We start from the raw sequence: 20344 nt of genomic DNA on the forward strand, positions 1-20344 counted from the left end.
GGAGAGGGCGGGTTGCCAATCAACGAATACGCCATGGCGATCGAACTGCTGGATGAGTCTTATCGGCACTGGACCGGCGAACATCTGCCAGCACCGCCGTCGCTGGCAGGAAGGGAGCGCCTGCATTGGCTGCACGCCCACGCGCCCTACAGTTTGCTGGCCCACGGTACTGAAGACGACCCACTTTTCTTCTACGCCAATGAACAGGCGCTGGCGTGCTTCAAGTACCCGCGCCCGGAGTTTCTGGGCATGCCCTCACGCTTCAGCGCCTCGCCACTGGACCGCGCCCGGCGCCAGACCCTGCTGGAGCAGGTCACGGCCCATGGCATAGCGCATGGCTACAGCGGTTATCGGGTGGATCGGCAGGGCAATGCCTTCATGATTCATGAAGGCAAGGTGTGGACGCTGGTTGATCAGCAGGGTGTGCGTTTGGGGCAGGCGGCGTTGTTCTGGCCGGATGCTGCACGGGTTGGGCAGTTGGAGTGAGCGTCGATCAAGCGACCGGCCAATCCCTGAACAGCGGAATTCGTCCATTGGCGGACGGGCGGTAATCCCAGGTCAGGCGATCCAGTTCCGGCTTCATCGCCAGAATGTGCCGGACGGTAGCGCCAGCGATGCTCAACGCCAGTGCCTGCCCCGGACATTGATGGCGCCCCGCACCAAAGGTGAAGCTGCGCCGGTTCGGGCGGTCGAGCAGGAGGTCGTCGGGGTTGTCGTTGAGCTGTGGGTCGCGATTGGCCGAGGCCAGCAGCACCAGGATCACGTCCCCGGCATTCAGCCTTGCGCCGTCAATCTCGCAGGGGGCGGCGACGAAGCGGCGGGTGTTCTGTACCGGCGGGTCCAGGCGTTGCACTTCGGCCAGCAGGTCGTCGACATGGGGTGATTCGCTGAGTAACGACGGGTGTTGAATCAATGCCAGCACAGTGTTGCCGATCAGCCCGGCCGTGGCGTCGAACGTCTGGGAAAACAGGCCAATCAGGTTGGCGATCAGCGTTTGCGGTGCGCTGCCGGTGAAGCGCTGGCGGATGCCTGCAAGCAGGCGGCTGTGGTTGTCCGGGTCAGCCAAAAGCTCGACACAGTAACCGCTCAGTTGTTCGGCGGCGGCATGGGCGGCAGCCAGCTGTGCCGAGGTGCTCAAGGGCGACAGGCAAGCCACGAAGTCCGCCGTCAGTTCACTGATGATTCGACCCTGAGCCGGGGTGAATCCCAGCAACGCCGCCACCACGCACACCGGCCCACGGAACATGGCGTTGTGCAGGCCGACGGCGTCGGTGGAGATCAACCGGGCGCTGACCAGACTCTCGACTTCCCGTGTATCGATCAACTCCAGTTCCGGCGCAATCGCCGACCGTGGACAACGCTGGCGCTCACCCTCATTCATGCGCATCAATTGGCCGAACACCAGGCCGGCCATACCATTGGCAATCGCCCTGGGGACTGGCTCCTGCGCGGGGCGAACGTTGCAATCAGGATGCGCCAGCACGGCGGCCACCGCCCGGGCGTTGCTGGCCACCCATATGTTCAGCCCTGGATGGAAAACCAACCCGCCTTCGGCACGCAGTTGTGCGTAGTAGGGATAAGGATCGGCCTGGGTCACAGCGATGATCGGGTCCATGGGGCACAGCCTTCTGTTGTTGGAAAGTGTTGCTACTATCTCCAGTCCGAAAGGGCGTTGATTCGTCCGGGAGCGAAATATGAGCGCAGAACAACACGACATGGGCGTCTCGCAGGTGGCGGCGGCCATCGCGGAGCCAGCGCGGACGAAAATCCTCTGTTCGCTGATGGACGGCCACGCCCGCACCAGCACCGAGCTGGCGGCGGTGGCCGAAGTCAGCGCGTCGACCGCCAGTGCCCACCTGGCCAGACTCAAGGAGCTGGCACTGGTGCGGCTGCACGTCCAGGGACGTCACCGCTATTACAGCCTGGCGGACAAACGCGTCGCCCAGGCCCTGGAAGCGCTGATGGTGATCGGCCAGAACACGGCGCCGCGCTTCCAGGCGCGGACTCCGGATCGCCTGCAGTTTGCCCGCACCTGCTACGACCACATGGCGGGTACCCTGGCGGTACTGTTGCATGACCGGATGCTCGAAGCGGGCTGGCTGGAGGAAACCGACGAACAGGCCTATCGCTTGAGTGACAGTGGTTCGGCAATGTTTCAGGGGCTAGGGATTGAAGTGCAGGATCTGAGCACGCTGCGCCGCCGCTTTGCCTGCCCGTGCCTGGACTGGAGCATGCGTCGGCCGCATCTGGGCGGGTCGCTGGGGGCGGCGTTGCTGCAAACGGCGCTCAAGCGCCAGTGGGTGACCCAGGATCTGGACAGTCGGGCGTTGGCGTTGACGGCGTTGGGGCGCAAGGAGATGGCGGGGCGTTTTGGGCTTGAGTTGCGGCTGGATATCGAGGAGAAGAGCAAAAGATCGCAGCCTGCGGCAGCTCCTACAAGAGCCGCGAAATATCCATTGTAGGAGCTGCCGAAGGCTGCGATCTTTTCATTCGGCCATAAAAAAGCCCCCCGTCGGTCACCCGATGGGGGGCTTTTGTGCGTCTGGTGTCAGGTCAAACCTTGACGATCCAGCCCGCTGGCGCTTCGATGTCGCCGGTTTGCACGCCGGTCAGCTCTTTGTAGAGCTTCTGGGTGACCGGGCCGACTTCGGTTTCGCTGTGGAACACGTGCAGGTGGTCGTTGTAGTCGATGCCGCCAATCGGTGTGATCACCGCCGCAGTACCGCAAGCACCGGCTTCCTTGAAGTCGGAGAGCTTGTCGATGAACACGTCGCCTTCAACCACTTCCAGGCCCAGACGGGTCCTGGCCAGCTCGATCAGCGACAGACGGGTGATGCCCGGCAGTACCGATGGCGAGTTCGGGGTCACGAACTTGTTGTCGTGGGTGATCCCGAAGAAGTTGGCCGAACCGACTTCCTCGATCTTGGTGTGGGTCATCGGATCCAGGTAGATGGCGTCGGCAAAGTGGGCTTTCTTGGCCTTGGAGCCCGGCATCAGGCTGGCAGCGTAGTTGCCACCGACCTTGGCCGCACCGGTGCCTTGTGGCGCAGCGCGGTCGTAGCTGGAGATCTGGAAGTTGTGCGGGGTCAGGCCACCCTTGAAGTAGGCGCCGACCGGGATGCAGAAGATCGAGAAGATGAACTCGGGAGCGGTACGCACGCCGATGTTGTCACCCACGCCGATCACGAACGGGCGCAGGTACAGCGCGCCGCCGGTGCCGTACGGCGGAATGAAACGCTCGTTGGCGCGGACCACGGCCTTGCAGGCTTCGATGAATTGCTCGGTGTCCACTTGCGGCATCAGCAGACGGGCGCAGCTGCGCTGCATGCGCAGGGCGTTCTGGTCCGGGCGGAACAGGTTGATCGAACCGTCCTTGCAACGATAGGCCTTCATGCCTTCGAAGCATTGCTGGCCATAGTGAAGGGCTGTGGAGCCTTCGCTGATGTGCAGCACGTTATCTTCGGTCAGGGTGCCCTTGTCCCATTCGCCATTGCGAAAGTACGACAGATAGCGCTTGTCGGTCTTGATGTAGTCAAAACCCAGCTTGTCCCAATTGATGCTTTCGTTACCCATGACACCCTCTATCACTTAACAACCGCCGAAACGGTTCAAGGCTTCTGACGTTTTTCCGGATGGGCACAACAATACTTCATTCTTGGGCTGATTCGCAGTGCAAAAACGCTAAAAGATCGCAGCCTGCGGCGGCGCCCACAGGCGCGTAGGAGCTGCCGAAGGCTGCGATCTTTTGATTTTTTACAGGTGCAACGCATGTCCCAGCGCACGCAACGCCGCTTCCTGCACCGCCTCGCCGAGCGTCGGATGCGCATGGATGGTGCCGCCGATGTCTTCCAGCCGCGCGCCCATCTCCAGGCTTTGCGCGAACGCCGTGGACAATTCGGACACGCCAACCCCCACCGCCTGCCAGCCGACAATCACATGATTGTCCCGACGGGCGACCACACGCACGAAGCCGCTTTTCGACTCCAGGGTCATCGCCCGGCCATTGGCGGCGAACGGGAAGCTCGACACGATGCAGTCCAGGCCTGCAATCCTGGCCTCGTCCGGGGTCTTGCCGACCACCACCAGTTCCGGGTCGGTGAAGCACACGGCGGCGATGGCGGTCGGGTTGAACTCGCGGGACTTACCGCTGATCAGCTCGGCGACCATCTCGCCCTGGGCCATGGCCCGGTGCGCGAGCATCGGTTCGCCGCTCAGGTCGCCGATGGCATAGACGTTGCGCATGCTGGTCTGGCAACGGTTGTCGATCTTGATCGACGAACCGTTCATGTCCAGGTTCAGCGCTTCGAGGTTCCAGCCCTGGGTGTTCGGCTTGCGACCGACGGCCACCAGCACCTGGTCGGTTTCCAGGTTCAGGGTTGCGCCGTTCGGGGCCAGTACTTGCAAGGTATGTTGTTCTGAATCAAAGCCTTGCACGCTATGTTTCAAGTAAAGCTTCACGCCGAGTTTTCTCAGTTCATCGTGCACAGGCTGGGTCAGTTCGGCGTCGTAGGCCGGCAGGATGCGCTCCTGCGCTTCCACCACGCTGACCTCGGTGCCGAGCTTGCGATAGGCAATGCCCAGTTCCAGACCGATGTAGCCACCGCCGACCACAATCAAACGCTTGGGCACGGATGTCGGCGCCAGGGCTTCGGTGGACGAGATGATCGGCCCGCCAATCGGCAACATCGGCAAGTTCACGCTTTTCGAACCGGTGGCCAGCACCAGGTGCTCGCACTGGATGCGTGTGTCGCCGACCTCGACGGTTTTACCGTCAACCACATTGGCCCAGCCTTGAATGACCTGGACCTTGTTCTTTTTCAGCAGCGCGGCAACGCCGGTGGTCAGGCGATCGACGATGCCGTCTTTCCATTCGACGCTCTTGGTGATGTCCAGGGTCGGCGCCGAAACGCTGATGCCCAGGGCCGAAAGCTGATGGTGCTGCTGCGTCTGATGAAACTGCTCGGCGACGTGAATCAGTGCCTTGGACGGAATGCAGCCGATGTTCAGGCAGGTGCCGCCCAGAGATTGGCCTTCCACCAGGATAGTCGGGATGCCCAGCTGGCCGGCGCGGATCGCCGTCACATAACCGCCGGGACCGCCGCCGATAATCAGCAGCGTGGTGTTCAGTGTCTGCATGACTTTCTCCACAAATGCTTAATCGACAAAGAGCGTGGCGGGTTGTTCGAGCAGGCCACGAATGGCCTGGATGAAGAGCGCCGCGTCCATGCCGTCGACCACGCGGTGATCAAAGGAGCTGGAGAGGTTCATCATCTTGCGGACCACGATCTGGCCTTTGATCACCATCGGCCGTTCGACGATCTTGTTCACGCCGACAATCGCCACTTCCGGCAGGTTCAGCACCGGCGTGCTGACGATGCCGCCCAAGGCGCCGAGGCTGGTCAAAGTGATGCTCGAGCCGGACAGCTCATCGCGGCTGGCCTTGCCATTGCGCGCGGCGGTGGCCAAACGCGAGATTTCCGCTGCGCTGTCCCACAGGCTGCGGGCTTCGGCGTGACGTACCACCGGCACCATCAGGCCAATATCGGCTTGTGTGGCAATGCCGACATGCACTGCGCCGAGGCGGGTGATGACCTGGGCTTCGTCGTCGTAGCGGGCGTTGATCTGCGGGAAGTCACGCAGGGCGACGACCATGGCGCGGACCAGGAACGGCAGCAAGGTCAGCTTGCCGCGAGTCGCACCGTGTTTTTCGTTGAGGTGCGCGCGCAGTTCTTCCACGGCGGTGACGTCGATTTCTTCGACGTAGCTGAAGTGGGCGGCGCGCTGGGTGGCGTCCTGCATGCGCTGGGCGATCTTGCGGCGCATGCCGATCACCGGGATCTGCTGTTCATCGGTGCGCTGGGTGTAAGCGCTGCTGACCGTCGATGCATTCGACTGACCCTGAGCCAGGTAGGCATCCAGGTCTTCATGCAGCACACGACCGGCCGGGCCGCTGCCACGTACCAGGCGCAGCTGAATGCCCAGGTCCAGCGCATGCTTGCGCACGGCCGGGGACGCCAGCGGACGTTCATCGGCTGCGCGAGCAACCATCGGGCCCTGGCATACAGCAACTTTCGGCGCTGGGGCCGCGACCGGTTTGCTTTCAACCACGGCTTCGACTTTAGGTGCTCCCACTGGCGCTTCTTTCACAGGAGCCGGTTGCGCCGACTCCTTAACGTTGCCCGCGCCTTCGACTTCAATGCTGATTAGCACACTGCCAACCGCCATGACTTCGCCCGGCTGACCGCCGAGGGCAATCACCTTGCCATGCACCGGCGACGGGATATCGACCATCGCCTTGTCGGTCATGACATCGGCCAGCACCTGATCTTCGACGACCATGTCGCCGACCTTGACGTGCCAGACCGACAATTCAACTTCTGCAATGCCTTCACCAATGTCCGGCATTTTAATGACGTGCGTGCCCATTCAGACCTCCATGACCCGTTTCAACGCCGCGCCCACTCGGGACGGCCCTGGGAAATACGCCCACTCTTGCGCGTGCGGGTAAGGGGTGTCCCAACCGGTGACGCGTTCGATCGGCGCTTCCAGGTGGTGGAAGCAATGCTCTTGCACCAGCGACACCAGTTCGGCACCAAAGCCGCAGGTACGGGTCGCTTCGTGCACCACCACGCAACGGCCGGTCTTTTTCACCGATTTGACGATGGTTTCCAGGTCCAGCGGCCACAGGCTGCGCAGGTCGATGACTTCGGCGTCAACGCCGCTTTCTTCAGCAGCGACTTGCGAGACGTACACCGTGGTGCCGTAGGTCAGCACGGTGACGTCCTTGCCCGGACGGGTGATCGCAGCGACGTCCAGCGGCACGGTGTAGTAACCGTCCGGCACTTGCGCGGCAGGGTGTTTCGACCACGGGGTTACCGGGCGGTCGTGGTGACCGTCGAACGGGCCGTTGTACAGGCGTTTCGGCTCGAGGAAGATCACCGGGTCATCGTTTTCGATGGAGGCGATCAACAGGCCCTTGGCGTCGTACGGGTTGGACGGCATCACCGTGCGCAAACCGCAGACCTGGGTGAACATCGCTTCGATGCTCTGGCTGTGGGTCTGGCCGCCGTAGATGCCACCGCCGCACGGCATGCGCAGGGTCATCGGTGCGGTGAACTCGCCTGCCGAGCGATAGCGCAGGCGGGCGGCTTCGGAAATGATCTGGTCGGAGGCCGGGTAGACGTAGTCGGCGAACTGGATCTCGGCCACCGGGCGCAGACCGTAGGCGCCCATGCCCACGGCGACACCGACGATGCCGCTTTCGGAGATCGGCGCGTCGAACACCCGGGAGGTGCCGTACTTGTTCTGCAGGCCTTCGGTGCAGCGGAACACGCCGCCGAAGTAGCCCACGTCCTGGCCGAAGACCACGACGTTATCGTCACGTTCAAGCATCACATCCATGGCCGAGCGCAGGGCCTGGATCATGGTCATGGTGGTCGTGGTCATGGCGGTTTCCAGCTCGATATTGTTGTTGTGATCGTTCATGTCAGATCCCCAACTCTTGACGCTGGCGCTTCAAGTGCTCCGGCATCTCTTTGTAGACGTCTTCGAACATGGTCGCAGCGCTTGGAATCTGGCCGCCGGCGAGGGTGCCGTACTGTTCGGCTTCTTTCTGAGCAGCGATCACTTGGGCTTCGAGCTCGGCGCTGACCGCGGCGTGTTCCTCTTCGGACCACTGGCCGACCTTGATCAGGTGCTGCTTGAGGCGCGCAATCGGATCGCCGAGCGGGAAGTGGCTCCAGTCATCGGCAGGGCGGTATTTCGACGGATCATCGGAGGTCGAGTGCGGGCCGGCGCGGTAGGTGACCCATTCGATCATGGTCGGGCCGAGGCCGCGGCGCGCACGTTCGGCGGCCCAGGCGGAGGCGGCATACACGGCGTAGAAATCGTTGCCGTCGACCCGCAGGGAGGCAATGCCGCAACCGACGCCGCGACCGGCGAAGGTGGTGGCTTCACCACCGGCGATTGCCTGGAAGGTGGAGATCGCCCACTGGTTGTTGACCACGTTGAGGATCACCGGCGCGCGGTACACGTGGGCGAAGGTCAGGGCGGTGTGGAAGTCCGACTCGGCGGTGGCGCCGTCGCCGATCCAGGCCGAGGCGATTTTGGTGTCGCCCTTGATCGCCGAGGCCATGCCCCAGCCCACGCCCTGGATGAACTGGGTGGCGAGGTTGCCGGAGATGGTGAAGAAACCGGACTCCTTGACCGAGTACATGATCGGCAACTGCCGGCCCTTGAGCGGATCGCGCTCGTTGGACAGCAACTGGCAGATCAGGTCGACCAGCGGTACGTCGCGGGCCATCAGGATGCTTTGCTGGCGGTAGGTCGGGAAGCACATGTCGTCGATGTTCAGGGCCAGGGCCTGGGCGCTGCCGATGGCTTCTTCGCCGAGGCTCTGCATGTAGAACGACATTTTTTTCTGACGCTGGGCGACCACCATGCGGTTGTCGTAGATGCGGGTCTTGAGCATGGCGCGCATGCCCTTGCGCAGGATCTCCACCGGCACGTTTTCGGCCCACGGCCCAAGGGCATTGCCCTGGTCGTCGAGCACGCGAATCAGGCCACGGGCCAGGTCAGCCGTGTCAGCCGGTTCAACGTCGATTGGAGGTTTGCGCACCGTGCCGGCATCGGTCAGATGCAGGTAGGAGAAGTCGGTTTTACAGCCGGGACGGCCCGAGGGTTCGGGGACGTGCAGGCGCAGCGGTTCATACGCTTGGGTCATGGCTTCTACGCTCGATCTTGTGAATTTCTTGTAGTGAGCTGACAGATTTCGTTCGGTAGAAGAAATCTTGTCCTACAACAATCATAGGCCCGCCCAAGAAGAATATTTCTCTCTGTTTCGTTGCACCAAAGATCATTTGCAGATAAAAAACCTGCATAAACAAAAAAAACAGGTGGTTTTGTCTCATGCGCAAACTGGACCGTACCGACATCGGCATTCTCAACAGCCTTCAGGAGAATGCGCGCATCACCAATGCCGACCTCGCACGCTCGGTGAACCTCTCGCCGACGCCGTGTTTCAACCGGGTCAAGGCCATGGAAGAACTGGGGGTGATCCGCGAGCAAGTGACGCTGCTCGATGCCGACCTGCTGGGGTTGCACGTGAACGTGTTCATTCACGTCAGCCTGGAGAAGCAGGTGGAAGAGGCGTTGCAGCATTTCGAAGAAGCGATTTCCGACCGCCCCGAGGTGATGGAGTGCTACCTGATGGCCGGCGACCCGGACTACCTGATCCGGGTGCTGGTGCCGACCATCCAGTCGCTGGAGCGTTTCATGATGGATTTCCTGACCAAGGTGCCCGGGGTGGCGAACATTCGATCGAGCTTTGCGCTCAAGCAGGTGCGGTACAAGACCGCGCTGCCGCTGCCGGCCAATGGGCTGACGTTGGGCAACTGAACATCAAGGATCGTGCTGTGTAGGAGCTGCCGAAGGCTGCGATCTCTTGATCTTGAGAGAGCCACATTTCGCCAGAATCAAAAGATCGCAGCCTGCGGCAGCTCCTACAGGGGCAGAGCTGATTGATGGGGGCTTTCAGGTGGCACCTGAAAATCTAGGATGGCGCTGTGTAGGAGCTGCCGAAGGCTGCGATCTTTTGATCTTCAGGGATCTACCTTTCGCCAGAATCAAGAGATCGCAGCCTGCGGCAGCTCCTACAGGGGCAGAGCTGATTGATGGGGGCTTTCAGGTGGCACCTGAAAATCTAGGATGGTGCTGTGTAGGAGCTGATTGACGGGGGATTTCAGGTGGCAACTGAAAATCAAGGATCGTGCTGTGTAGGAGCTGCCGAAGGCTGCGATCTTTTGATCTTCAGGGATCCACCTTTCGCCGGAATCAAGAGATCGCAGCCTGCGGCAGCTCCTACAGGGTCAGAGCTGATTGATGGGGATTTTCAGGTAGGTGACGCCGTTGTCCTCGGCCGGCGGCAAGTTCCCCGCCCGCACATTCACCTGGATCGCCGGCAGTAACAGTGTCGGCATCCCCAACCCCGAATCGCGCCGGGTGCGCATTTCCACGAAGGCGTTTTCGTCGATACCGTCGCGCACGTGAATGTTGTTTTTGCGTTGTTCACCGACGGTGGTCATGCATTGGGAGGCGCGTCCCTCTGGCGGGTAGTCGTGGCAGACGTACAGGCGCACGCTGGCGGGGAAGGCCAGCAGCTTGCGGATCGAGGCAAACATCTGGTTGGCATTGCCACCGGGGAAATCACAACGGGCAGAGCCGACATCGGGCATGAACATCGTATCGCCCACCAGAATCACATCACCGTCGATCAGGTAGGCCATGTCCGCCGGCGTATGGCCGGGCACGTGCAGGGCGGTCGCCTTGAGGTTGCCGATCATGAACGACTCGTCGGGGGCGAACAGGTGATCGAACTGCGAACCGTCGACGCGAAATGATGGCTCCAGATTGAACAGTGCCTTGAACACGTCCTGCACCTTGCTGATCGATTCGCCGATGGCGATTTTGCCGCCCAGTTGCTCGCGCAGGTAGGGCGCGGCGGACAGGTGATCGGCGTGGGCGTGGGTTTCCAGCAGCCATTGCACTTGCAGTGTGTGGGCACGGACGAAGGCGATGATTTTGTCAGCCTGGGTGGAAGCGGTGCGCCCGGCCGCACCGTCGTAGTCGAGCACCGGGTCGACAATCGCACACTGCCCGCCATCAGCCTCGTAGACCACGTAGCTGTAGGTCGAGGAGGCGGGGTCGAGGAACGCTTCAATCAGTGCGGGCATGGACATGAACCTGAGCAAGAGGACGAAATTTCGATCACGGGTTGCAACAATATATGTTTAAACATAATGTTTGCAGCTTAAGTGACGTTGAAGGCATCCTGCAAATGCAATCCAGTCTGACCGAATGTGAAGTCGCCCAACTGCGCGCCTCGGCCTCCAAGGCCTGTGCGCTGCTCAAGGCCTTGGCCAATGAGGATCGCCTGTTGATCCTGTGCCAGTTGACCCAGGGCGAGCGCAACGTCGGCGAGCTGGAAAAAATGACCGGCGTGCGCCAACCGACCCTGTCCCAGCAACTGGGGATCCTGCGCGATGAAGGACTGGTCGCGACCCGTCGTGAAGGCAAGTACATTTTTTACGGTCTCGCCAGTCACGAGGTGATCCAGGTGATGAAAACCCTCTCCGGGCTGTATTGCGGGGCGGTGCTTAAAAGCTGGGTTCAACCTTGATCTTGTTCAACACACCGAACCTGTGGGAGCGGGCTTGCTCGCGAAGGCGGTGTGTCAGCCAACGTTAATGTCTACTGACATACCGCTTTCGCGAGCAAGCCCGCTCCCACAGTAGTTTTGTGTCGCGGCTAATAGAAAACTTGCGTGCAGCAAAAGGAACAAGCAATGAACGATCAACACTGGGGCCCATCCATCAGTGCAGATATCGTGGTGATCGGCGGCGGCACGGCGGGCATAGGCCTTGTCGCCAGCCTGCTCAAGCGTAACCCGCAGTTGAACATCACCCTGATCGAACCCGACTCCCGGCACTACTATCAACCGGCCTGGACGCTGGTCGGCGGTGGTGCCTACAACGTGGAAAACACCGTGCGGCCGATGGCGTCGGTGATGCCGCGCGGGGTCAATTGGCTGCAGGCTGCCGTGACCGGCATCGACCCCGACCATTGTCGGCTCATCCTCAGCGACGCACGTACGGTCAGCTATCAGAACCTGGTGGTCTGCCCCGGCCTGCGCCTGGCCTGGGAGAAAATCGAAGGCCTGGAGGAGACCCTCGGCCAGCACGGCGTGACCTCCAACTACAGCTACCGGCACGCGACCTACACCTGGGACCAGGTGCAGAAACTGCGCGGCGGCAAGGTGCTGTTCACCCAGCCGGCCATGCCGATCAAATGTGCGGGAGCGCCTCAAAAAGCGCTGTACCTGTCCTGTGATCACTGGAACAGGCGCGGTGCGCTGAACAACATTGACGTCGAGTTCAATCTCGCGGGCGCTGCATTGTTCGGCGTGGCGACCTTTGTCCCGCCGCTGATGAAGTACATCGAGAAGTACAACGCCCGGCTGGCATTCAATTCGAATCTGGTCAAGGTCGACGGCCCGGCGAAGACTGCGTGGTTCGAGGTCAAGGACGCCGAGGGCATTGTCACCCGCCAGGCAAAACCCTTTGACCTGCTGCATGTCGTACCGCCTCAGGTGGCCCCGGATTTCGTCGCCCGGAGTCCGCTGGCCGACGCCGCCGGCTGGTGTGAAGTCGATCCCCACAGCCTGCAGCATCCGCGTTATCCAGGCGTCTTCGCGCTGGGGGATATCTGCGGCACCAGCAATGCAAAAACCGCCGCGGCGGTGCGCAAGCAGATAGTGGTCGTGGCCGAAAACCTGCTGGCTTTGCGCAAGCAACAACCATTGCCGCTGAAGTACGACGGCTATGGCTCCTGTCCGCTGACGGTGGAGAAGGGCAAGGTGATCCTGGCCGAGTTCGGTTATGCGGGCAAATTGCTGCCGACCTTTCCCCTTGACCCGACGAGGCCGCGCCGCTCGGCGTGGTGGCTCAAGGCAACACTGCTACCGTGGTTCTATTGGAACGGTATGCTCAAGGGTCGCGAGTGGCTGACGCGTCTGTCCAGGGTCGACTGAGAACTCCCTATGTTGCTGGCAAGTCTGTTTGGTGTGGTGATGGGGTTGGTATTGGGGTTGACTGGAGCGGGCGGCGGGATTCTCGCGGTGCCGGCCCTGGTATTGGGATTGGGCTGGAGCATGACCCAGGCCGCTCCGGTGGCGTTGTTTGCGGTGGGCAGTGCGGCAGCGGTCGGCGCCATCGATGGATTGCGTCATGGCCTGGTGCGGTATCGCGCGGCGTTGCTGATCGCCGCCCTCGGTGCGGTGTTTTCACCGGTGGGCATCTACTTCGCCCATCAGTTGCCGGAAAAAATCCTGATGATCCTGTTCAGCCTGCTGATGGTCATGGTGGCCTGGCGGATGTTGCGCCGTGAACGCAAGGACGAAGGCCCGAGCGACCACGGGCACGCCAATTGGGGCCAGAAAAACTGCATGCTCGATCAACAGACCGGGCGCTTTTCCTGGACCGCCAAATGCACCGCGACCCTCGCCGCGCTCGGAGCGGTCACGGGTGTGGTCTCGGGGTTGCTGGGGGTGGGCGGCGGCTTCCTGATCGTCCCGGCGTTCAAGCAACTGACCGATGTGCAGATGCGCGGAATCATCGCCACCTCGCTGATGGTGATCAGCCTGATTTCGGCCATCGGCGTGATCGGCGCGTTCCATGCCGGCGTGCGCATCGACAGCGTGGGGGCCACCTTCATTGGCGCGAGCATCATCGGCATGATCATCGGCCGCAAGCTGTGCGCCCGGGTGCCGGCGCGGGCGTTGCAGGTCGGGTTCGCCAGCATCTGCGTGGTGGTCGCCGCCTACATGTTGCTCAAGGCCAACGCCTAGCCGGTAGCGGTTCCTGTGGATGCCAGTCGGGTCCACAGGCCTACGCCCTAAGTGGCGAGCCTCGCCGACGAGCGGTCTTACGCCATAGCGGTCACGCGCCGCCAGCCAATCCAAAGCACCTCAAAACCAGCCCCAAGGCAGCGTATGGCGCCGCCCGTCAGGTTTCGATAATCGCCTCCGACACTCAGTCCCCCGTTTCGGAGCGCGCCATGCACAACAATAAGAACGTCACGCATCGTTTTCTGCCTGCCTTTATCGCCAGCCTGTCTGCCCTGGGCCTGAGCCAGGTGGCTGAGGCGGACATCATGCTGTACGACAAGGACCAGACCACGTTCTCCACCGACGGCTACATCAACGCCTTCTACGTAAACAGCGATGTCGACCGCGCCGGCGATCAGTACGACCGTCGGCAGTCACGGGTCAAGATGGGCTTTTTGCCCAACTACCTGGGGTTCAACATGGGCAAGCAGGTAGACGATCTCAAGCTCGGCGCCCGCGCCTCGTTCTGGGTCACCATCAACGACAGCCAAACCAACGGCACCGACACCGCCATCGATGTGCGGCAGTTCTTCGGCACCGTGGCCAACCCGGAGTGGGGCGAGGTGCTGATCGGCAAGGACTTCGGCTTGTTCGCCCGTTCCAACATCCTGCTCGACGAAATGCTCGCCGGTTACGGCCAGGTCAGCGATACGTTGGGGCTGGTGGATGGCGGCGGGGTGTCGTTCGGCAACATCGGCACCGGTTACCCGTATCCGTTCCCGACCTCGCAGATCACCTATCGCACCCCGGTGATGGACGGTCTGCGCGTGGCGGTCGGCATCATGGACCCGGTGGACACCAACGACAGCAGCCCGACGGGCAAGGCCTATCAGGAAAACCCGCGTACCGAGAGCGAAGTCACCTATCAGTTCGACCTGGCCGGGGCAAAGATCTACAGCTGGGTCAACGGCAGCTACCAGACCTCGGACAACACCGACTCGACGGTCGAGACCGTCACCTCCAAGGGCGTCGGTTATGGCGTGCAGGCGAAGATGGGCGGCTTGTCCCTCACCGGGTCCGGCTTCCAGGCCAAGGGCATCAATCCGTTTTTCACCAACAATGCCGGCGAGCCGACCCTGCGCAACGTCGACAGCGACGGCTACCTGATGCAGGGCTCCTACAAACTGGGCAAGAACCGCCTGGCCTTGTCCTACGGCAAGACCAATGACGACGGCAACGGCGTGGTCGGCAGCGGTGCGGACTACGAGACCCGTGGCATCGCGTTGTTCCATGACGTGAACGACAACCTCAAGCTGGTGGCCGAGTACAACCAGTTCGAAATCAACGGCCACGACACCGATGAGCAGAACGAAGACACCGACACCTTTGCCGTGGGCGCGGTGCTGACCTGGTAGCAGGCTGGAATTCAAATAATTGTGGGAGCGAGCTTGCTCGCGATGGCTGAGTGTCAGGCGACATGGATGTTGGCTGTGATGGCCCCATCGCGAGCAAGCTCGCTCCCACAGGGTTACCGGGTGTACGCAACACCTGCGGATAACCAAAACTAGTGTGGGAGCTTTATCTGTCTCATCCCATCGAAGCGGCTACCCGCTACCCAAGTAGCATTCGTCGCCCCCCACAGACTTCGTACACTCGTGCCTCATACACACGCACCTGCGGGAGGTAAGGATGCAGCAGAGCGAAGGCGTCGTCAGTGCAATGTCCCAGGCCACCGATGCCCGGCAGGTCGCGCAGGAACTGGCACGACAGCTGTTGCACCCGCACCTGGGGTTCGTGCTGTTCTTCTGTTCCGCCGAATACGACTTGCAGGCACTGGGCCAGGCCTTGCAGCAAAGCTTCGGCGGCATTCGCCTGGCGGGCTGCACCAGCGCCGGGGAAATCACCCCGCTGGGCTACGGGCGCAATTGCGTGACGGCGGTGGGTTTCGATCACCGGCACTTTTCCATCTCGATCGAGCTGATCGACCAGATGGAACACTTCAGCCTGATCGACGCCCAGCAAATGGTCGAGCGCCTGGTCAGTGGCTGTCGCAGCAACACCCTGGCCCCGATCAAGGGCAACAGCTTTGCCCTGACCCTGCTCGATGGCCTGTCCAGCCGCGAAGAAATGGTCCTGGCAGCCTTGAGCGCGGCCTTGGGCGACATTCCGCATTTCGGCGGCTCGGCCGGCGACGATAACTACCTGACCCATACCCATGTGTACTTCGATGGCGAGTTCCACAGCGGCGCGGCCGTGGTGGTGCTGGTCAATACCTGGCTGGATTTCGAAGTGTTCACCACCCACCACGTACTGCCCCGCGCCGAAAAGCTGGTGGTCACCGGGGCCGACAGCACCTTGCGCCGGGTCTTCGAGCTCAATGCGGAGCCTGCTGCCGAGGAGTACGCCCGGCACATCGGCGTGCCGGTGGCGCAGCTCGATCACCGGGTCTTCGCCGCGCACCCGTTGGCGGTGCGGATCAACCAGCAGTACTACGTGCGGGCCATCCAGCAGGTGCATCCGGACCTGAGCCTGAGTTTCTATTGCGCCGTGGAAAACGGCATCGTCCTCACCGCCATGACCCCGGGGCCGATGCTGCCGAACCTGCAGCGCCTGTTCGAGGGGTTGCAGGAGCGCCTGGGCGATTTGCTGCTGACCATCGGTTGCGACTGTTTCCTGCGGCGTCTGGAACTCGAAGACGACGGCAGTCTTGATCAGATCGGCGGTTTTTTGCGCGAGCAACGGGTGATGGGTTTCAACACCTACGGAGAACAGTTCAATGGCATGCACATCAACCAGACCTTCACCGGCGTTGCCATTGCCCGTGGCCGTGCCCCAGGACATCGCTGAACTGCAGGCCGAACTGGCCGGGCTGCGCCTGGAAAACCATAAACTGCAGCGCATCAATGCCGCGCTGATTGAACGGGTCGAGTCAGGGGGAACCCGCGGCAACGATCCGTATGCGGCATTCCAGCATTCGGTGGTGCTGGCCGAGCAAGTGCGCGAACGCACCGATGCCCTGAACCAGGCCATGGCCGAACTCAAGGCCGGCAATCATTTGCTCAGCGAAGCCCGCCTGCGCGCGGAAACGGCGCACCAACACCTGATCGATGCCATCGAAAGCATTTCCGACGCCTTCGTGCTGTTCGACGCCGACCAGCGCATCGTGCTGTTCAACAGTCGCTTCAAGGCGTTCTGGAGCAACAGCCGGGTGCGGATCAACGCCGGCATGCGCCTGACCGAGGTCAAGCGGCTGATGATGAACAACGCCCTGTTCACCGAAGAGCCGCGCGGGCATGCCGACGAAAACCTGCTTTACCGCCTGCAGAACGGGCGCTGGCTGCAAGTCAGCGAGCGGCCGACCCAGGAAGGGGGGCGGGTGATCCTGTTCACCGACATTACCGACGTCAAACTCAGCGAAACCGTACGCCGTGAGCAGGCGGTGGCGCAGAAGTCGCATCTGTTGCAACGGGCGGTCGACAACCTGTCCCAAGGGGTGGCGATGGTCAGCGCCGAGGGCATCCTGGAGTTGTGGAACCGGCGTTTCCTGGAATTGAGCGGCCTGGCGCCGGTGGCGGCCCATCGCCCCTTTGCCGAGGTGATCGCCGACAGCGAGCTGAACCTGCTGACCCCGGCCAGTCGCGATGGCAACGGACGACTGGTGCGCGAATGTGAGCAGCGCCTGTACGATGGCCGGGTCCTGGAAATCCGCACCCATCCGTTGCCCACCGGCGGTTTCGTCAACACCTTCACCGACATTACCGAGCGCTACCAGCACGCCGAGGCACTGAGTGAAAGCGAACACTGGATTCGCCTGATCACCGATCATGTCCCGGCATTGATTGCCTACCTCAATGCCGATCTGGTCTACGAGTTCACCAACAAGGTCTACGAAGAGTGGTACTGCTGGCCTCGCGGCGTGATGCTCGGCCAGAGCCTGCGCGAAGTGCACAGCGAACAGCATTACCAGCGGCTGGAGCCCTACGTGGCCAGGGCACTGGCCGGCGAGAGCGTGACGTTCGAGTTCGCCGAAACCAACGTCAACAACCAGGAGCGCTACATGCTGCGCTCCTATGTGCCCAACCGTCTGGCCAGTGGCGAGGTGGTGGGGATTTTCGTGCTGATCCGCGACATCACCGAACGCCGCCGCACCGCCGAGGCGCTGCATCAGGCGTATCAGAACCTGGAGCTGCGGGTACGCGAGCGCACGGCGGAGTTGACCACCCTCAACGACCAGTTGCTGCGCGAGATCGATGAGCGTCGCCTGGTCGAGTCACGCTTGCGCGAGGCCAAGCAGGAAGCCGAGCAGGCCAACCTGTCGAAGACCAAGTTCCTCGCCGCCGTCAGCCATGACCTGCTGCAACCGTTGAATGCCGCGCGCCTGTTTACCAGTGCCTTGCTGGAACGGCGCGAGCCGATGTCCAGCGAGACGCTGGTGCGCAATGTGAGTAATTCCCTGGAAGACGTGGAGAACCTGCTCGGCACCCTGGTGGATATTTCCAAGCTCGATGCGGGGGTGATCAAGGCCGACATTGCGCCGTTCGCCCTCAGTGAACTGCTGGACAACCTGGCCGCCGAATACAACCAGGTGGCGCGCAGTGAAGGCCTGCAATTGCACTTCATCGGCTGTTCGGCGCTGGTGCGCAGTGACATCCAGCTGCTGGCGCGGATCCTGCGCAACCTGCTGAGCAATGCGATTCGCTATACCTACAGTGGTCGCGTGGTGCTCGGTTGCCGGCGGCATCATCAGTGCCTGACGATCGAAGTCTGGGACAGCGGCATGGGCATTGCCGAGCATCGCCTGGAGGAGATTTTCCAGGAGTTCAAGCGCGGTGATGTGCAGCGTCCCGATCAGGATCGCGGCCTGGGTCTGGGCCTGGCGATCGTAGAGAAGATTGCCGGCATCCTCGGGCATCCCATTCATGTGCGCTCATGGCCGGGCCGGGGGTCGATGTTCTCGGTCGAAGTGCCGTTGAGCGCCACCGCGCCAAAGCCGCAGCCCGCATTGCAGATGAGCGAGCCGATGCTCGAGCGCCTGCGGGGCGCGCGGATATGGGTGCTGGACAACGACGCGACCATTTGCGCCGGCATGCGCACCTTGCTGGAGGGATGGGGGTGTCGGGTGGTGACGGCGCTGTCGGAGGAGGACCTGGCGCGGCAAGTGGACAATTTCCACGCCGAGGCCGACCTGCTGATTGCCGATTATCACCTGGACAACGATCGCAACGGTGTCGACGCCGTGGCGCGCATCAATGCCCGGCGCGCGTCACCGGTGCCGGCGATGATGATCACGGCCAACTACAGCAACGAACTCAAGCAGCAGATCCGCGAACTGGGCCACACCCTGATGCACAAGCCGGTGCGGCCGATGAAGCTGAAGACGGCGATGAGTCATTTGCTTGCAAGGCCATGAACCTATCGGTGTTTGTGAGGGCCTCATCGCTGGCAAGCCAGCTCCCACAGTGGATGTGTGCTGTTCACAAAACCCTGTGGGAGCTGGCTTGCCAGCGATGGAAGCGACGCGATCTTCAGTTTCAACGCCGCAAATAAGACCCGAAATCAATATCCCCGGCACTCAGGATCGCCTGCACCCTGTTGTGCACGTTGAGCTTGCGCAGGATCGCCGAGACGTGGGCTTTGACCGTGGTCTCGGCGATTTCCAGGGTGTAGGCGATTTGTTTGTTCGATTCGCCCTTGGTCATGCGTTCCAATACCTGCAACTGCTTGCGGGTCAGGGCCTGGAGCAGTTCGGGCGGGAAGCTCGGGGTGTCGTTCATCCGCCGGTGGGTGCTGCTTTTGGCGGTGCGGATGATGTCCGGGGGCAGGTAGACATTACCATTGAGAATCTGCTGGATGGCATCGGTCATCTGGGCGCGGGGTGAAGACTTGGTGATGAAACCCACCGCGCCGTAGGTGATGGCCTGTAGCACGATCTGTTTGTCCTGTTCGGCGGAGACAATCACCACCGGAATGGTCGGCGCTTCGTTACGCAGGTTGATCAGGCCATTGAGCCCGTGCATGCCGGGCATGTTCAGGTCGAGCAGGATCAGGTCCAGGTCGTCGTGTTCCTGGGTCAGGGCCAGGGCGCTGTCCAGGTCGGCGGTTTCCATCACTTCGCTGCCGGCAAAACCGTCGCTGATGACGTTGTGGATGGCTTCGCGAAACAGCGGGTGATCGTCGGCAATCAGGATTTTGTACATGGCCTTTCACCTCATTATTTTGATTATGGTGTGGCATCGACACGCACGCGTAAAGCTCAGGGAAAGGGTTCGGGCCGGGCTGGCGAAACCGGCAGACTGGCCGCTTGCCAGGCGTCCAGGCCATCGCGATACCAATACAGGGTCTTATAGCCCATGGTGGCTGCGCGCTTGACCGCATTCCAGCTCAACCAGCAGTCGGAACGGCAATAGAAGACCAGCGGTTGCGTCGGGTCACCGGCGGTCAGCTTTTTCAGGTTGGCGGCGAAATAGTCCTGCCATTGCGGCGTCAGTTCACCGTCACCGGTATTGGCCAGCCAATGGCTGCCGGGCAGGTTTTCATGGGGCTGGTCTTCGATGAATTGCCCTTGCAGCCACTGGCGGCGGTAGACATCGATCAGCAGCGGACGCGGGGTTTGGCCGAGCAGGGCTTGCAGGGCGGGGGTATCGACGATGGTTGCGCCTTGCAGCTGGTCGGGCGTCGGGCTGCGGTACAGGCCGATGCGATAGCCGTCGCTGGAGAACAGTGCGGTGTCGGCCTGCGCGGTGCTCAGCAGCAGGCCCAGCGACAGGGCGGCGAGAGTAAGGCGCAACAGGCAACGTCGGGTACGCGGCATGGGGTCAGTCCTTATAGTTATGGACCTATTACATGCCAGTCGGGGGGCGTTGGGAATGCGACGATAGACAGGGAAACCAGTACTAAAGTAGTAATTTCATCCTGTTCAATGAAGAGCCCCCTTGTGGGAGCGGGCTTGCTCGCGAAGGCGGC

At 61.8% G+C, this 20344-nt stretch carries 18 protein-coding genes; 9 read left to right on the forward strand and 9 right to left on the reverse strand.

Going from position 1 to position 20344, the window contains the following annotated elements; translation table 11 throughout:
* The first annotated feature begins 12 nt into the window (after positions 1-12).
* On the forward strand, positions 13-486 hold the full coding sequence (locus tag C9422_RS26995) for an MEKHLA domain-containing protein (protein WP_116582799.1): 474 nt from the start codon (positions 13-15) through the stop codon (positions 484-486).
* Positions 487-493: 7 nt separating this feature from the next.
* Here C9422_RS26995 and C9422_RS27000 read toward each other — a convergent pair whose 3' ends face one another.
* Entirely contained in the window at positions 494-1615 is a 1122-nt protein-coding gene (locus C9422_RS27000; RefSeq protein WP_116582800.1) for a cytochrome P450, read from the reverse strand.
* Between the two features lie 79 nt (positions 1616-1694).
* Here C9422_RS27000 and C9422_RS27005 point away from each other — a divergent pair, with 79 nt between their 5' ends.
* Positions 1695-2462 (forward strand): helix-turn-helix transcriptional regulator, encoded by a 768-nt coding sequence (locus C9422_RS27005; protein WP_116582801.1) that lies wholly within the window; start codon positions 1695-1697, stop codon positions 2460-2462.
* Positions 2463-2553: 91 nt separating this feature from the next.
* On the opposite strand, the gene C9422_RS27010 is transcribed toward C9422_RS27005, so the two are convergent.
* The 5 genes from C9422_RS27010 to C9422_RS27030 all read right to left on the reverse strand — a co-directional run bounded on the left by C9422_RS27010 (position 2554) and on the right by C9422_RS27030 (position 8722).
* Entirely contained in the window at positions 2554-3573 is a 1020-nt protein-coding gene (locus tag C9422_RS27010; RefSeq protein WP_102701816.1) for a branched-chain amino acid aminotransferase, read from the reverse strand.
* Positions 3574-3753: 180 nt separating this feature from the next.
* Positions 3754-5136 carry a dihydrolipoyl dehydrogenase gene (gene lpdA, locus C9422_RS27015; protein WP_116582802.1) on the reverse strand — a complete coding sequence of 461 codons (1383 nt, stop codon included), beginning with the start codon at positions 5134-5136 and terminating at the stop codon, positions 3754-3756.
* A gap of 18 nt (positions 5137-5154) precedes the next feature.
* Entirely contained in the window at positions 5155-6426 is a 1272-nt protein-coding gene (locus C9422_RS27020) for a dihydrolipoamide acetyltransferase family protein (protein WP_116582803.1), read from the reverse strand.
* On the reverse strand, positions 6427-7485 hold the full coding sequence (locus C9422_RS27025) for an alpha-ketoacid dehydrogenase subunit beta (RefSeq protein ID WP_015095444.1): 1059 nt from the start codon (positions 7483-7485) through the stop codon (positions 6427-6429). It abuts the gene before it with no gap.
* 1 nt (position 7486) lies between these two features.
* A complete protein-coding gene (locus C9422_RS27030) occupies positions 7487-8722 on the reverse strand; it encodes a 3-methyl-2-oxobutanoate dehydrogenase (2-methylpropanoyl-transferring) subunit alpha (protein WP_007976592.1) in 1236 nt (411 codons plus the stop codon).
* 185 nt (positions 8723-8907) lie between these two features.
* Between C9422_RS27030 and bkdR the strand changes: the two genes are divergently transcribed.
* Entirely contained in the window at positions 8908-9396 is a 489-nt protein-coding gene (gene bkdR, locus C9422_RS27035; RefSeq protein ID WP_007976593.1) for a Bkd operon transcriptional regulator BkdR, read from the forward strand.
* Between the two features lie 470 nt (positions 9397-9866).
* Here bkdR and C9422_RS27050 read toward each other — a convergent pair whose 3' ends face one another.
* Complete coding sequence (locus C9422_RS27050; protein ID WP_116582804.1) at positions 9867-10730, reverse strand: MBL fold metallo-hydrolase; 864 nt, start codon at positions 10728-10730, stop codon at positions 9867-9869.
* Positions 10731-10834: 104 nt separating this feature from the next.
* Here C9422_RS27050 and C9422_RS27055 point away from each other — a divergent pair, with 104 nt between their 5' ends.
* From C9422_RS27055 to nahK, 6 genes are all read left to right on the forward strand, one after another.
* Positions 10835-11176: a helix-turn-helix transcriptional regulator gene (locus C9422_RS27055; RefSeq protein WP_007976596.1), complete on the forward strand. Its 342-nt coding sequence runs from the start codon at positions 10835-10837 to the stop codon at positions 11174-11176.
* A 165-nt stretch (positions 11177-11341) separates the two neighbouring features.
* Positions 11342-12586: an FAD/NAD(P)-binding oxidoreductase gene (locus C9422_RS27060; protein ID WP_116582805.1), complete on the forward strand. Its 1245-nt coding sequence runs from the start codon at positions 11342-11344 to the stop codon at positions 12584-12586.
* A 9-nt stretch (positions 12587-12595) separates the two neighbouring features.
* The gene (locus C9422_RS27065) at positions 12596-13402 is read left to right on the forward strand and encodes a sulfite exporter TauE/SafE family protein (protein ID WP_007976598.1); all 807 of its coding nucleotides are present in this window, start codon (positions 12596-12598) and stop codon (positions 13400-13402) included.
* 209 nt (positions 13403-13611) lie between these two features.
* Positions 13612-14796, forward strand: a complete 1185-nt coding sequence (locus C9422_RS27070) for a porin (RefSeq protein WP_116582806.1) — start codon at positions 13612-13614, stop codon at positions 14794-14796.
* A gap of 274 nt (positions 14797-15070) precedes the next feature.
* The gene (gene nosP, locus C9422_RS27080) at positions 15071-16228 is read left to right on the forward strand and encodes a nitric oxide-sensing protein NosP (protein ID WP_095967634.1); all 1158 of its coding nucleotides are present in this window, start codon (positions 15071-15073) and stop codon (positions 16226-16228) included.
* The gene (gene nahK, locus C9422_RS27085; protein ID WP_116582807.1) at positions 16158-18791 is read left to right on the forward strand and encodes a hybrid sensor histidine kinase/response regulator NahK/ErcS'; all 2634 of its coding nucleotides are present in this window, start codon (positions 16158-16160) and stop codon (positions 18789-18791) included. The genes nosP and nahK overlap by 71 nt, the downstream gene beginning before the upstream one ends.
* A 121-nt stretch (positions 18792-18912) precedes the next feature.
* Here the strand turns inward: nahK and C9422_RS27090 are convergent, their stop codons facing one another.
* Together C9422_RS27090 and C9422_RS27095 are read right to left on the reverse strand one after the other, a co-directional pair.
* A complete protein-coding gene (locus C9422_RS27090) occupies positions 18913-19578 on the reverse strand; it encodes a response regulator transcription factor (RefSeq protein WP_007976602.1) in 666 nt (221 codons plus the stop codon).
* Between the two features lie 56 nt (positions 19579-19634).
* Positions 19635-20192 (reverse strand): PQQ-dependent catabolism-associated CXXCW motif protein, encoded by a 558-nt coding sequence (locus C9422_RS27095; RefSeq protein ID WP_116582808.1) that lies wholly within the window; start codon positions 20190-20192, stop codon positions 19635-19637.
* Between the last annotated feature and the right edge of the window lie 152 nt (positions 20193-20344).

Source organism: Pseudomonas sp. B1(2018) (assembly GCF_003097365.1).
Classification (GTDB): Bacteria; Pseudomonadota; Gammaproteobacteria; order Pseudomonadales; family Pseudomonadaceae; genus Aquipseudomonas; species Aquipseudomonas laurylsulfatiphila.